The sequence below is a fragment of the Legionella jordanis genome, from assembly GCF_900637635.1.
Taxonomy (GTDB): Bacteria; Pseudomonadota; Gammaproteobacteria; order Legionellales; family Legionellaceae; genus Tatlockia; species Tatlockia jordanis.
Window position 1 is genome coordinate 1,931,804 of sequence record NZ_LR134383.1, and the last position, 13,792, is coordinate 1,945,595.

Consider the following 13,792-nt stretch of genomic DNA (forward strand, 5'->3'; position numbering starts at 1 on the left):
GACGCTTTAATTAGAAAAATTCTTTAGGATGCATCAATATTCAACCACTACTTGAAAGGTGCTGAATGGTTTCAAATCCAATCCTTGCTAATCTCATGACTTATCGATGAATTCTGCGTCAAAGAATAATAGGGGTGGTACGGCTGTCAGCATTATCCACACTGAGACGCGAAGGCATTTGAGGCATAAACCGATAAATTTCATGGCTTGATTGGTTTTTCTGTTCATAACTCCGCTTCTGGTGATCATCATAATTTGTTTTTACACGATAAACCAAATAGGAAAGAGTTAACACACAAGCAACGGGCCAAGAAATGGCTGCAGCTGTAATTAGAAAAGCTGTAAACCCGGCATTAAAAATTAGAGTTTTCCAAAATACTCCCTGAGTTCGCTTACGTTCATACTCCAATTGACTTAGTAAGAGTTGATGGCGCTCGTCTCCAAGGAGCTCGCCGTTTAAAGATTCGCGCTTGAAAGCTACGCAAGCTTTTTTGTATTGTTTGTATTCTTCGCAACTGTTGTAAAGAGCATTTCCGAGCATATTTAAAGCAGCCAAACAGCCTAAAGCCACGGGTCCTGAAAGCATCAATGTTGCACCGAATGCAGCCAGTAATAAAATTGCCGCAGCAATATTATAGCTGTAGAAGGCATATTGAACTTCCAATTCATCAGCCAAGACATTCAATTGACGGTTTATAACCTGCAATTCAAGTGATTCTTCAAGTTTATTTTGCCGCCTGGATAACTCGCTAAACATCTGTCGATGATTTTTTTCTTCAATAAACCATCGAAGTCCAAACAAGAGGATGTCAATCCCTAGAAAAAATAAATTAATTTGTGCAATGACGAGTGCGGATATATCAAAAAATTGGTTGTAGTGACTCAGCAAATTCACTGTACCCCAGATTATGTCATTGGCCATTATGTAAATACGCTTTTCAATCTCCTGGAACAATACTTTTTTTATCGATAACTCCTTACTGTTTACAGCCTCTATCAAGTGTTTGAGCATGGTTAAGAAATGACCCATAAAACGCAAAAAATACAACGCGACGCTAGAAACACGAAGAAACTGTTGGGGTTTATCCAGAAGTTGAATAAAGTCATAGGGGCTGTAGTAAATCCCGGTCAAATCGCATATCTCCTTCCCCCAATCCGCCAGGTTGCTATTTAGCTCAAACAGGATTAGATAAGTGGCTAATGCCCGGCTGTAATTCCAATAGGAGCGGGTGGCGATAACGCTGCAGAGATATTTGCGAAACTGCGCAGAGCTAGTGAACGCCAATGCCAGATGAGAGGCCTTTTTCTTAAGCTCATCCATCAAACTGGATGAACTTTTTGCCTGTTCTTTTTGTTCTTTCGGAGTGTCTGTTTCTTCTTTGTTAAATTGAGTTAATTCTTTTTTCTTTTTTAAGTAATGCTTCAAATCTTTCCGAACAAAATCAAATTCGTAATAGCGGATTAGTAAATCAGACAGATAATCCAAATAGGCAATTAGTTCACCGTCTGCTGATAAATTTCTTTGGTTTGCTAGAAATAATTGATAAAGGGTAGAAAACTCCAAACGTAAGTTACTCAAATTAAAATCATCTTCTTTATAAGAAAATTCTTTCAAATTGCTTGGAGATTTATTAAAAAAGCCATGTTTTACGAGACTTAATGCGGCCATGGGTAGAGGTGATTTGATTTAAGTAAACAGCAGAACCCCTCTATTGTATAACATGTAAAATTTTAAGCCAAATTTAACAAATTAACAAAAGCTTAGATGTAGGTGCAAATGCACCTTACATTCAACCCACCCGTTGAAACTGTACGACTACATCGGCGCTAACCCCGGGTGCTACGGTTAACGTACCTTGTGCAGAACCAGAGTTTTTCGAGAAATTGCCGTTTATATTTCCATATTCAGTTGTAATCGTGACCTTTCCGTTAGCACAAATACCTCTTAATTGTTTCTTTGCATGATTAGGGCAAATAATATTACCGGACTCTTTGTCTGCAGACAGCTCAATGCTAAAGCGGCCAAGGCCATCGGGTGCACTGATGCTGCCAGCCCCATGATAAATACAGTCACCAATTAGCCAACTCGACGCGGTGCCCTTTCCCGCCCAATGACCTGCGATATAATCGCAAGCATTTCCAGCACTGGCATACAAATTAAAGTCAGCATGGGCGATTGATGAAGCAAACAGTAATGTTGAAATGCATCCAATAATCCAATTTTTTTTCATTTTATTCCCTTAAATAGCCTGCAAACATGCAAACTCTATTTGCATCCATATCGCATGAAATTATTACTTTACTATCACTCTGATGCAATTGAAATCCTGGGCGGCCTTTCTGGTGCTTACCAGCCTCTTCAGCAAACAAGTAAAATCAATAGGGTTAACTGCCAGTTAGCATTCCTCACTAAAATCATTTATTGTCATACTAAAGCAACTGTTTACATCATGATAATGGTTGACAGCAAAAAAATGATGGTTATTTTTTTCGTTTTAGGCTTATTACTTGGCTTTGTTATTGATATTTTCTATGTCCTGCAAGTCAAAACCAGCTTCTATTATATAACTGCCCTGCTTTTTTTCCTCTCCTACGGTTTAACTTACAATGGGCAACATAATCTTCGATTAGTTGTTTCAAGCCTCTTACTGGCCTTGTTGTTAGCCTCCCCCTTTATTGCTTTGGATCCCTATCGGGATTACACGCTCCAACAATTATCCAACCATTTAGAGCAACTCGTTTCTTTTCTAATTGGTTTTCCGGTGATGGCCTATATAGGCCACTGCTTCCATTATTCCTATCACCGGGACGGCCTACAGATAAGCTATAACAGTTTATTCGCGGCCGTTTGGGACAGTTTTGTTGCATTAGCGGCCGCCACTGTATTTTTCGGGTTTGCCAAATTATTGATTATCCTGGATGCCACTCTCTTTAAAAGCGTAGGAAATAATGTTTTATGGTCCATCTACTATGAGAGTTTTGAGTCATATGTCCTCATCCACAGCACCCTGTTTTTTGTTGGTTTAGGTATAGTAAGGCAACAACAGAAAGCCCTTCATGATTTGCGTTATTTGCTGCTAAGAATGATGCAATTTTTATTGCCGCTTCTTGCCTTAATTTCTGTGTTGTATTCTATTTTGTATCTGGTTTCCGCCAAGCCAATAAGCCACAACTGGCTAGCACCTGAGGCTTTATTAATTTCCTTAGTCGTTCTTGGGATTATTTTTTTTAATGCTTATTTTCAAACAGGCAGCAGACCTGACTACCGCTTGTATGGCTTGGAATTACTCATCAAGGTTTATCGTATTTGCTTATTACTTCTCTGCCTTAGTCTTTGCTATCAAATTCTGACACATAACATTCTCCCGCTGAATTTTGTTTTATATTTATTGACGGCTTTACTGTACTGTTTTTTTTATGCAATTACGGTGTTTCTGCCCCACGAGGCTGAAATATATTGGCTCATTACTGCAAACAAAGGCATAGCATTGTTCTTTCTCTTGGCAATGTTAATCATCAATAATCCAATTCATCCTTTCACTGCGAAAATGGATCTCCTTTATCAAGCCAGCCCGGTCCTGCAAGCCAATTCACTTCCCTTTAGCTCAAGCGTCAACTGGAACAATCAGGATTGGCTGGTTCAAACGATAAATAACATTGATAAAAACTTAAATCAGGAGCACTTCTTCTGGACGAAAGATCCTTCGCCAAACTCATTCATAGGCGGCTACAGCAACCATAAACCCGTTTATATTTGTCGTGCCGTCTACCGGAAGGGTTTCCAAATTGCAGCCTTTAAAGATAATCATTGCCTCATCACCTACGCTGGACGAGTTTTCCCAGTGAAGGATTATCAAATTTTGTCAGTCCATGGTAAAACAAAAGTATTCTGGGCCCCCGCAACGGGCAATTCGCAGATGTTAGCTCTTGGAGCAGAGCCTGCAGCGCAAGGCATTCGTACCTTGTATGCCTGCCGGACCTGGTATAAAGGCCAATTATACATAGGAAAAGTGGTTGCTGGACATTGCAATATTGCCATAGACAGACAGGAAGTGCTTTCAGAAATTCACAGTGTTTTAAGCAGTTCACTCCCCCTGCTCCATTCAGGAAATGGAATGTGAAACCGGCTTTAGGTCAATAAACTTGCTGCTGCGGGCATGACAGCCGGTTAACCCATCATACAAGGCATCAGGTTAGGCAACCACTGGCTCGGCAATGATTATCTGCTTTTTTGCATCGCCACAGGGTTAATTTCTAACTCATTCTCAACGGCCACCCAGACTTTCCATCACCCAAATTGGTCTATAATTAGTCAATTAAGTGGTTTTTAAAGTTATGTCGATGATCCGTATTAGCCTGTTGCAGGATTTCCTGCAGTTTACCTTTGACAGTAATCCTGAAAAAAGGAAACAAGAAAAGCAATTCCTGGAAAATGCCCTTTGTCTGAAGCAGATAGATTACAGTAATAGCTTCAGAGATACAGCTTCTGATTGTGATCTTTATGTTCATCTCTCGCAATTTCAATCGATTGACGACATCAGAGAATTATTCGTTCCTGATGTGCATACGCGAGGAAAATATGTGGAGTTTTTTAAAGAACCCCCTGTGCATTATCAATTTCAAAGGCAGGGAACAACTCCTATCGAAGATTTGATTACTGCAAAACTTCAAAACCAATCGAAAAATTCCCAATCTTAGCGCCAAAGTTTCTTTCTCAGCTCCTTTGCATTTGCAATGGTCTGAATTGAACTTCTTCACGACTTATGAAATCAGAGCTATATTAAAAAAATCAGGGATAGAATTTTGTTTGGGAGGAAGCTATGTTTAAGCCATCAGGAATTCTTAAAGCAATTCCCCATCGACTTTTTTCCCAAGCATTTTATTTTTTCTGCTGTGTCAGCCTTGCCTTATTACCTTGCTTCGCCCAAGCAATTCAACTGGATAATCTAAGAGGAACACGCTATTGCGAAATTGTTTTTACCGAAACGCCTGAAGTTTTGGCGATTTACAGCAGCATCGGCCTAAACGATTGCCCTGAGAAGATTTGGAACAAAATCAGCGAGGATAGTGTAAAGCAACAAACCGGTGCTCGCTTTGTCAAGCTAAACGGTCCAAGGTATTGGGTAATTGACAGCATGAACAATTTTACTTTAGTGAGCAACGTGCCTAAAACAATTTCTGGCTTAAACATGCGTAAAGCAGCGATGGTACAGCTGGACCCCTCAGTCGAAATCGCAGCACCCGAGCCTTATCAAGCGCATGTCATCAACCGTGAAACCACCTGGTTATACAAAGCGGGTAAACCCATTTATGAACTCATTGATCCCCAAGGCCAGGTTTATGTGATGCAATCGTATAGCACGCAAAAATCCATCCAGACCACCGACAGTTTAAATGAGCTGGAAAGTAGACTCACTTTGCCTTCGGGTTGGCATTTCCGCACTGGAATTTTGCAACAGGACAAAACGCTATCCAGCAACAACAACCAAGCAACCGTGGTGCAAGATGATTTTCAAAATACCTACCAATTGGCCCCATCGGATTTTCTGGAGCAATCTTAGATTTAATTCTTTAAAGAATTAAAATAGGCCATTTATTTCAGCCCTTTATTCAGCAAAATACGGCAACGCTCTCTTATTAATGGTATGCTCCCTGCGATTTAAACTTAGGAGCAAAAGAGGCGTAAACATGTCAAAGTGGCTTGATAACATACTATTACCCCGCGCCAGGCTGAACGAGTATCAGCTTGCAGGATGGAAACCTTCTACCGAAGCTGAATCAGGATTAGGCTGTCAACTGTTAGCAGACGTAATGATTCCAATGCCAGACGGGATTTGCCTGTCAGCAGACGTTTATTTACCTAAGAAAAGTGGACGCTATCCAGTTATTTTGCAATTTTCTTCATACAATCGCGATTTACATACAGCAGGCATGCCAACCGGAAATAACGAAATTGGGTCGCCCCCCGTTATAACCAATCGCGGCTATGTCCAAGTGGTTGTAACAGCCCGTTCCATCGGCCGCTCGCAAGGTGAATTTCAACCTTGGCAGAATGAACAAGAAACGCAAGATCACTTTCATTGCATTCAGTGGGCTTCTGAACAGTCCTGGTCCAATGGTGATGTGTGTCTATTTGGAACTTCTTATTACGGCATGAATCAATCGAGCGTGGCTTCCCTCAATCCGCCCGCTCTGAAAGCATTTTTCGCCAATGAAATATGCACCGATTTTTATCGTCACGTATTTTATTACGGTGGGATATTCAATGCAGATTTCATGAATTTATGGGTGGGCGCCAATTTTCCCCCCGCGACAGTTAAACGTTATATTGCCCCATGGAAACGAGCACTCATGAGTTATCTCATTAATTATCCATGGCTCTGGAAACGACTGGTTAAACCTAATTTAAATAAAATTATTACTAAGTTAAAGCAATTACAGCCCACTCCCGAAGCTTTACGCTGGTACCTCCATCTCATGGTCGACAGCCCCTCAAGAGAAGATACCAAAATCAGCGAAGGACCGTTTCGTCGCTTGCAAAACATTGATATACCTTTTGTTGTTGTCCAGAATCTAGGCAATATCTCATTGCATCAATTTGGATGCTATGACTTATTTGAACATGCCAGTACTCCCAAGGATAAAAAATGGCTCATTCTTGGACCTGCTGAATACGAATTACCGGTCTATTCCTGGCAGCTCGAGGCGCTTGCTTTCTTTGATCATGTCCTCAAAGGAGTTGATAACGGTTATCAAAACCTTCCCAGGGTCAGATATTGGGTTGAAGGAGAAAATCGTTTTCACTCAGCAACGGATTTTCCTGTTCCTGAAGCCAAAAAAGAAAAACTTTACTTAAAAGGTCAAACACGGGACATGGATAAACATCATTTGCAGTTTGAACAACCTATGCTTGCTGAGAACTCCTGGATTTCAATTCCTTTAGGAATGGAAACATTGCCAGGCATAGAACAGTTTGAGACACAAAAACTCAGTTATGAACTGCCTTTTGATAAGGAAACCACCATCGCAGGCCCAATCACCCTTCAACTTCGTTACAGCTGCAACCAAATAGATTCCTACATTGTGGCGCGCGTTGGCCGAATTGACCAACAAGGGAATTATCATCCTCTCTCCATGGGGCATTTGCGCCCGGCAACCCGAACAATTAATGAATCCAGCAGTACGAAATGTGAGGTGGCCATCAACACCTCTGACATTAATCCACTCAAGCCGCATGAAGCAGTGACCCTTCGTTTTAGCTTGACGCCAATGGCTTCTCAATTTAAACAAGGAGAACGGTTGCTGCTTGAAATTGCCAGCCGCACCGATCAGGTGCCAGTGAGCATGCAAGAAGGATTCATTACCCCACACATGGCTGTTCCGCCCTACTATGGACGCAATAAGATTCATTACGGTGAAGATTCTTTCATGGAACTGTATTTTTTGAATTGATGGCTAATTGCTCCATCACCGCTCAACGCAGTTAAGTGTCCATGCTTAAGCTCAGTAATGTCATTGACAAGGGGCTTAAGCATTATGGATTTAGGACCAACAGCCTAAGTACTTTATCCTGTTTTGATACTCAGCCTTTAAAGATATTTCAAGACAATATGTACATTTTATAGACAGCAATATCACCACTTAGTTATAATATGCCTATATTGATCAGTTGGAACCTCCATGCCTAGAAAACATTTACTCTTTCCCAGTTATGAAGAAGTTAGGAAGAATCCTGATTTGGCTCGTTCTGATCATCTACCTGTTCTTACTCAAGTGCCCCTGACTGGCAAGAGCGCGTTAAATATTGTCTCATTAAACATCTTAGGAGGAGAGGGGTGCTCAGGCGTTCATCCCTTAGTCGGTGTCGCTAAATGTTTGGGGTGCGTTTGATGGATAAAAATCGACTGAATTTTTTGATTTTCAATCATTAACAAAGTATCATAATTTGAAATGGTTTTTCAATATTAAATAACATAAAGGATGCTGGTGCAGGGAATGAACTATTTGTTAGCTATCAAACAAGACTTGCTCATAACGTCCAATGACTTGAATTAGTTTCGACTTAATCTGACACAAGTACTTGAAAAAGAGAGAGTTTCCGGTTTTGATAGAAGTGCGAACTTGAAACAAAACCAAAAGGAAAACTCTCATGATAGATAATACAGTTAAAATTATTAAACATAAAGTTGGCTTATTAAACCTTGCTGAAGAATTAGGGAATGTATCTAAGGCATGTAAAGTAATGGGCTTATCCAGAGATACATTTTATCGCTATAAGTCGGCAGTAGAATCGGGAGGAGTTGATGCTTTATTCGATCAAAGCCGAAGAAAACCTAATCTAAAAAATAGAGTAGAAGAAGCAATTGAACTCTCGGTAAGGGAGTATGCGATCGCATTTCCAGCCCATGGTCAGCTTCGTACGAGCAATGAGCTTCGTAAACGGGGTATTTTTGTTTCTCCAAGTGGAGTTCGTAGCATTTGGCTGCGATATGAGCTTGCCAATTTTAAAGACCGCTTAAAAGCATTAGAGGCTAAAGTAGCTTCTGAAGGAATTATATTGACGGAAGCGCAGGTCGTAGCTTTGGAGAAAAAGAAATTTGATGATGAGGCATGTGGTGAAATCGAAACAGCACATCCTGGTTACCTCGGCTCGCAAGATACTTTTTATGTGGGTACGCTTAAAGGAGTCGGTCGCATTTATCAGCAAACTTTTGTTGATACCTATAGTAAAGTGGCATTTGCCAAGCTTTATACGACTAAAACGCCAATTACTTCAGCAGATTTACTGAACGATAAGGTTTTACCCTTCTTCGAACAACACGATTTACCTATACTGCGTATTTTAACAGATAGGGGTACTGAATATTGTGGCAAGGTAGAACAGCATGATTATCAGCTTTATTTGGCAATTAATAACATTGACCATACAAAGACAAAAGCAAATTCACCCCAAACAAATGGGATTTGTGAACGTTTTCATAAAACGATTTTACAGGAGTTTTATCAAGTAACATTCCGAAAGAAAATTTACGAATCAATCGATGAATTGCAAAAAGATCTGGACGAATGGATGGATTACTATAATAATCAACGTACTCATCAGGGTAAAATGTGTTGTGGACGTACTCCAATGCAAACTTTGATAGAGGCTAAACAAATCTGGATGGAAAAATTTATAAACTAAATTTGACCTGACAGACACTTCTTAAAAACCGGTAACTGTCAGATCAAGTTGGAACTACTACAAATGACTGGACCATTGCCAGCAATCAGCAATCAGCAATCAGCAATCAGCACTAGATTTTCCCTTATTTTCATTTTGCTCCATTATATTTTACTGTGTTTCTTTCCTTTACCCAGGGACTTGTCTCATCTCTTTGCTCAGTTTTTATCCTATGCTACGCGTTCGTGCATTCACTCCCATGTTATGCCAATCGATTGCCGCTGACTGCTTCCTATTTTCACATAATAAATCGTTTTTACTTTGCAAGGAGCGCTTATGAAGTATCGTTTATTTCTTTCTATAGCAACAGCCAGTGTGTTGGGAAGTACAGCCTTTGCGGGCACCATGGGGCCTGTTATGTCTTCCAGGGACTGGACCTGGGTTGGTTCTGTGAGCGCGGGGCCCGTTTGGGCAAGAGGCGGTGAGACGCAGACTTTTTTTCTGGCCCCAGAAATTGAAAAGACGTATGCGGCTAGAAAATCCACCAATGCTATTGCCTCGGGCGAGCTGTTTGTAGGCATACAAAAATCATTGACTTCTCAATGGTTAGGGCAATTGGGATTGGCGGCCGCCGCTACTGGCAATGCCAAACTGCAGGGTGTGATATGGGATGATGCCGACCCTCAATTTGATAATTACAGCTACCTTTACAAAGTCCGAAACTCTCGCGTGGCAGTAAAAGGCAAGCTGTTACTTGATAAAGGCTATTGGGTTATGCCCTGGGTGAGCGCAAGCCTAGGTGTTGGCTTTAACCGTGTCCATGATTTTACGAATACGCCTTTGATTTTTGAGGCGCTGCCTAATAATAACTTTGAAGACCACACGAAAACAGCCTTCACCTACACGCTGGGTGCTGGCGTGCAAAAACCCATCAGCGAACATTGGCAATTGGGGGTTGGTTATGAGTTTGCCGACTGGGGTAAAAGCGAACTGGGACGTGCTTTTGGGCAGACCATGAATTCAGGATTAGCGCTCAATCACCTCTACACTAATGGCGTATTGTTTAACCTCACTTATGTGGCTTAAGGATAGAAACCATGCAAAAAACTATCAAAAATACTTTAATGAATAGGATACTGGCTTTCTTGTGGTTAGGACTCATGATGACAACGGCTTATGCAGGGACCCCATTGTGGACCTTTGAGCCACTGACAGCCACCACGATTGCAGTGCCTGCCAATGGTACCGCCATGGTGCAATATCGAGTCACCAATCAATCCAGCAAGCCACACACCTTAAGCATGCAGCCCATTCGGGGCATTGCGCAAATCACTACAGGGCTCAATGTGTGCGGCAATCCTTTTGTGCTCAGAGGCAAGAATTCCTGCGTACTGTCTTTACAGATAAATGGCAGTCAGTTAAATGGCCCCATTACGGGTGGTCCCGTGGTTTGCCAGCAAGGAAACCCCAATCAGTGTTATCGGCCAGGTAGCGCCAATATTTTGCGCATCACCCAGGCGCCACCGATAACGGATGCGGTGATTACCGTCATAGGGTCTCCTTTAACACTCACGGTAAATGGTCCAATGGGGCAGCTCACGATTACCAACACGACCCTTGAGGTGGCAGCCACCAACATCACCTCCAATTTCACAGGGACAGCGTTGGATGGCAATGTCACCGAAACAGGCAATACCTGTGCGAATGTGCCGCCAGGAGGCAGTTGTACACTGACTTACACGCCAGGCAACACGGTGGTACCGCAAACGAATTTCACCATCCAGGGCACCAATACCAATGCACTGGCAGCAGCCATTGCCATTCAATCAGGCAGTACGCTGACCGCCATCAACCCAAACTCAGGAACGGCATCAGGGGGAACGGGTTTTACCTTAACGGGGACTGGTTTAACAGGTGCCACGAGTGTCACCTTTGATGGAGTAGCAGCAACCAGTGTTAATGTCGTCGACTCTACGACGGTAACCGGGGTCACGCCTGCCCATGTTGCAGGAGCTGTCGATGTCGTGATTAATACGCCGGCGGGTGGTGCCACACTGGCTAATGGCTATACTTATATGGCCACCGCAGTCGGACAGTCGGCTTTTGGTGGCACGATTGCTTGCCTGAACGGGGGATTGAACAATCTGATTGCCGCCACTGCCGATAACAGCACAGCTATTCAATGGGGAGGATTTGGTGTGGCTGTTGGTGCTGTGGCGCAAAGCAATACCGACGGTGCCAGTAATACCGCAGCCATTGTTGCCTGCTTAACAGGGCCTGGAGGTGGCGCAGGCTGTCCAATGAATATTAATGCCAACACTTACGCTGCGGGAATTTGCAGTAACTTTGAAGTGGATTCTCAAGGCAATACCCCTTGTCAGGCAGGAAACACCTGCTATGACGATTGGTTTTTGCCAGCATCACCGGCTGTATCTGGTATTCCGGCAAACCCAACATCCCAGCTAGACTGTTTGTGGTTTAACAGAAATGCCATTGGCGGTTTTTCCGATGTCGGCTACTGGAGTTCTACCGAGTTTTCCGGCAACCCTACGTTCTTCGCCTGGGACCAGTTCTTCGACAGTGGCTTCCAGCTCGACGACGTTAAGTTCTTCGATCTTCGGGTTAGGTGTGTCCGGGCTTTTACCCCTTAAACCCTTTATCCCTTTTCTTTTGAGGCAGCTTAGCTGCCTCATGATTTTTTAAAAGATGAATGAGTTGGATTTTGTGAATGGCTTTCTATACGGAGTTACCGGTTTACAAGGACAGTTACCAGCTGGTGTTAAAGGTGTTTGAAGAAACAAAGAATTTCCCAAGGGAATACAAATACACCCTGGGCCAGGACATGAAGCGCGATGCCCTTCATTTGCTTCGTTGTATTTACCGGGCCAACAAGCATCAAAACAGAGTAGAGCATTTGGAGGCGTTTTTAGATGAGTTGGAGTTATTGAAACTGGAAATTCGCCTCTGTGTTGAGATGAAACTGATATCACTTAAAAGGCAAGCCCTGTTAAGTGAACTCTTGACACGCATAGGCAAACAGGTGACCGGCTGGCGTAATGCCAGTCGATAAGCCGGAATCATGGGTGTTATGGCATTCATGAGCGAGCATGCTTTTGTTTAAAAGCGATAAAGGGACTGCCTCGGCAGTTGATTCGCGTCAGTACAAGGAGCCTTGTGCTGACCAAAACGCCTTTATTGATTGTTTAGGGCGGTTTTTCCAATGACAACTACTGGAGTTCTACCGAGTTTTCCGGCAACCCTACGAATAACGCCTGGAACCAGAACTTCAACAATGGCAACCAGAACGACGACAATAAGAACAACAATCTTCGGGTTAGGTGTGTCCGGGGTTTTAAACAAAGCAAAGTCACAATCGGTGTGGGCATTAACAGGCCCACACCACTTTATTGGGATAAGCTATGGGAGAAAAAGAGCATAACCATAGGGAGCACGGCGCGACACCGGAATCCTTGTTCCAGGCCTATTTTGATTGCCGCAAGAACAAACGCAATACCATGAATGCGCTCCGCTTTGAAACGGATTATGAAAGCAATATCATCGCTTTGCGAGAGGAGCTCAATTCCGGCACCTGGCATCCTGGACGCTCCATTGCTTTTGTGATTGATAAACCGGTGAAACGCGAAATCTTTGCAGCAGACTTTCGTGACCGTGTGGTGCATCACTGGTTAATTAATCAATTGAATCCGCTGTTTGAGAAAACCTTTATTTATGACAGCTATGCGAGCCGCAAAGGACGAGGCGCGCATCTGGGGATTGCACGTGCCGCACAATTTATCCGCAAATGCTCCTTAAATTACCAAAGAGACTGCTACGTGCTAAAACTCGATATCATGAGTTTTTTCATCCGCATTAATCGACGTATTCTCTGGGAAGGCCTTCGCTGCTTTATCGAGAGGCATTATAACCAATCCGATAAGAAATTAATCCTGGAGGTAGCCAGAAAAATCGTTGAAAATGAGCCAACAAGCCACTGTTTTATCAAGGGGAAACGGCGTGATTGGCAGGATTTCCCCAAAGACAAGAGCCTTTTTTATGCCAGACACTACTGCGGACTGCCGATTGGAAACCTCACAAGCCAGGTGTTTGCCAATTTTTATTTAAATCCTTTTGACCATTATATCAAACACGATTTGGGTGTGCGTTTCTATGGCCGTTACGTCGATGATTTTCTTCTGGTGCACGAAGATAAAATGTTTTTAAAATCACTCATACCTCAAATGGAGCGGTTTTTGCAAGAAGAGCTCGAACTCGAGCTTCATCCGCGCAAGCGATACCTGCAGCATTATTGCAAAGGCATTCCTTTTCTTGGGGTGATTCTCAAACCACACTGCATCTATGCCGGTCGTCGCATCAAAGGAAACTTTTATGACGCCATTACAAAGCATAATGCAGTAGCTAAAGACCATAAACCCACGAAAGAGGAGCAAATGGCCTTTTTATGTTCTATCAACTCTTATCTTGGGATTTTAAGTCATTACCAGACGTATCGCCTAAGAAAAGGCATGCTCAAAAAGCACTTATCCATTTGGTGGTGGAATTTGATGTTTTTCAGTGGCGGATGCGCCAAGTTGGTGGCTAAACAAAGAACGGCACGATAAAGAGGATATA

At 42.7% G+C, this 13,792-nt stretch carries 12 protein-coding genes and 1 pseudogene; 10 read left to right on the forward strand and 3 right to left on the reverse strand.

Annotation, left to right across the window (positions count from 1 at the left end):
- Positions 1–118: 118 nt before the first annotated feature.
- Positions 119–1,669, reverse strand: a complete 1,551-nt coding sequence (locus EL203_RS08585; RefSeq protein ID WP_058469605.1) for a hypothetical protein — start codon at positions 1,667–1,669, stop codon at positions 119–121.
- 121 nt (positions 1,670–1,790) lie between these two features.
- Complete coding sequence (locus EL203_RS08590) at positions 1,791–2,231, reverse strand: hypothetical protein (protein ID WP_058469604.1); 441 nt, start codon at positions 2,229–2,231, stop codon at positions 1,791–1,793.
- Positions 2,232–2,285: 54 nt separating this feature from the next.
- On the opposite strand from EL203_RS08590, the gene EL203_RS08595 reads away from it, so the two are divergent.
- The 9 genes and pseudogenes from EL203_RS08595 (at position 2,286) to EL203_RS08635 (ending at position 12,233) form a co-directional block, all read left to right on the forward strand.
- Complete coding sequence (locus EL203_RS08595) at positions 2,286–4,121, forward strand: DM9 repeat-containing protein (RefSeq protein ID WP_058469603.1); 1,836 nt, start codon at positions 2,286–2,288, stop codon at positions 4,119–4,121.
- 220 nt (positions 4,122–4,341) lie between these two features.
- Positions 4,342–4,698 (forward strand): hypothetical protein, encoded by a 357-nt coding sequence (locus EL203_RS08600; RefSeq protein ID WP_058469602.1) that lies wholly within the window; start codon positions 4,342–4,344, stop codon positions 4,696–4,698.
- A 122-nt stretch (positions 4,699–4,820) separates the two neighbouring features.
- A complete protein-coding gene (locus tag EL203_RS08605) occupies positions 4,821–5,561 on the forward strand; it encodes a hypothetical protein (protein WP_232003921.1) in 741 nt (246 codons plus the stop codon).
- A 127-nt stretch (positions 5,562–5,688) separates the two neighbouring features.
- The gene (locus EL203_RS08610; protein WP_058469601.1) at positions 5,689–7,452 is read left to right on the forward strand and encodes a CocE/NonD family hydrolase; all 1,764 of its coding nucleotides are present in this window, start codon (positions 5,689–5,691) and stop codon (positions 7,450–7,452) included.
- A gap of 228 nt (positions 7,453–7,680) precedes the next feature.
- Positions 7,681–7,890, forward strand: a complete 210-nt coding sequence (locus EL203_RS08615) for a hypothetical protein (RefSeq protein ID WP_126320108.1) — start codon at positions 7,681–7,683, stop codon at positions 7,888–7,890.
- Between the two features lie 259 nt (positions 7,891–8,149).
- A pseudogene (locus tag EL203_RS08620) lies at positions 8,150–9,209 on the forward strand (IS481 family transposase).
- Between the two features lie 290 nt (positions 9,210–9,499).
- On the forward strand, positions 9,500–10,249 hold the full coding sequence (locus EL203_RS08625) for an outer membrane protein (protein ID WP_058470750.1): 750 nt from the start codon (positions 9,500–9,502) through the stop codon (positions 10,247–10,249).
- A gap of 11 nt (positions 10,250–10,260) precedes the next feature.
- The gene (locus EL203_RS08630) at positions 10,261–11,814 is read left to right on the forward strand and encodes an IPT/TIG domain-containing protein (protein ID WP_232003920.1); all 1,554 of its coding nucleotides are present in this window, start codon (positions 10,261–10,263) and stop codon (positions 11,812–11,814) included.
- Between the two features lie 77 nt (positions 11,815–11,891).
- Positions 11,892–12,233: a four helix bundle protein gene (locus EL203_RS08635; RefSeq protein ID WP_058470751.1), complete on the forward strand. Its 342-nt coding sequence runs from the start codon at positions 11,892–11,894 to the stop codon at positions 12,231–12,233.
- A 122-nt stretch (positions 12,234–12,355) separates the two neighbouring features.
- Here EL203_RS08635 and EL203_RS14410 read toward each other — a convergent pair whose 3' ends face one another.
- Positions 12,356–12,523: a hypothetical protein gene (locus tag EL203_RS14410; RefSeq protein ID WP_162262735.1), complete on the reverse strand. Its 168-nt coding sequence runs from the start codon at positions 12,521–12,523 to the stop codon at positions 12,356–12,358.
- Between the two features lie 59 nt (positions 12,524–12,582).
- Here EL203_RS14410 and EL203_RS08645 point away from each other — a divergent pair, with 59 nt between their 5' ends.
- Positions 12,583–13,782, forward strand: a complete 1,200-nt coding sequence (locus tag EL203_RS08645; RefSeq protein WP_058470752.1) for a reverse transcriptase domain-containing protein — start codon at positions 12,583–12,585, stop codon at positions 13,780–13,782.
- Positions 13,783–13,792 lie beyond the last annotated feature (10 nt).

Excerpts from the sequence above, each read along its gene's own strand:
- EL203_RS08585 (WP_058469605.1), bottom strand. The coding sequence starts at position 1,669 with ATGGCCGCATTAAGTCTCGTAAAACATGGCTTTTTTAATAAATCTCCA.
- EL203_RS08605 (WP_232003921.1), top strand. The coding sequence starts at position 4,821 with ATGTTTAAGCCATCAGGAATTCTTAAAGCAATTCCCCATCGACTTTTT.
- EL203_RS08630 (WP_232003920.1), top strand. The coding sequence starts at position 10,261 with ATGCAAAAAACTATCAAAAATACTTTAATGAATAGGATACTGGCTTTC.
- EL203_RS08625 (WP_058470750.1), top strand. The coding sequence starts at position 9,500 with ATGAAGTATCGTTTATTTCTTTCTATAGCAACAGCCAGTGTGTTGGGA.
- EL203_RS08645 (WP_058470752.1), top strand. The coding sequence starts at position 12,583 with ATGGGAGAAAAAGAGCATAACCATAGGGAGCACGGCGCGACACCGGAA.
- EL203_RS08595 (WP_058469603.1), top strand. The coding sequence starts at position 2,286 with ATGAAATTATTACTTTACTATCACTCTGATGCAATTGAAATCCTGGGC.
- EL203_RS08610 (WP_058469601.1), top strand. The coding sequence starts at position 5,689 with ATGTCAAAGTGGCTTGATAACATACTATTACCCCGCGCCAGGCTGAAC.
- EL203_RS08635 (WP_058470751.1), top strand. The coding sequence starts at position 11,892 with ATGGCTTTCTATACGGAGTTACCGGTTTACAAGGACAGTTACCAGCTG.
- EL203_RS08590 (WP_058469604.1), bottom strand. The coding sequence starts at position 2,231 with ATGAAAAAAAATTGGATTATTGGATGCATTTCAACATTACTGTTTGCT.
- EL203_RS08615 (WP_126320108.1), top strand. The coding sequence starts at position 7,681 with ATGCCTAGAAAACATTTACTCTTTCCCAGTTATGAAGAAGTTAGGAAG.
- EL203_RS08600 (WP_058469602.1), top strand. The coding sequence starts at position 4,342 with ATGATCCGTATTAGCCTGTTGCAGGATTTCCTGCAGTTTACCTTTGAC.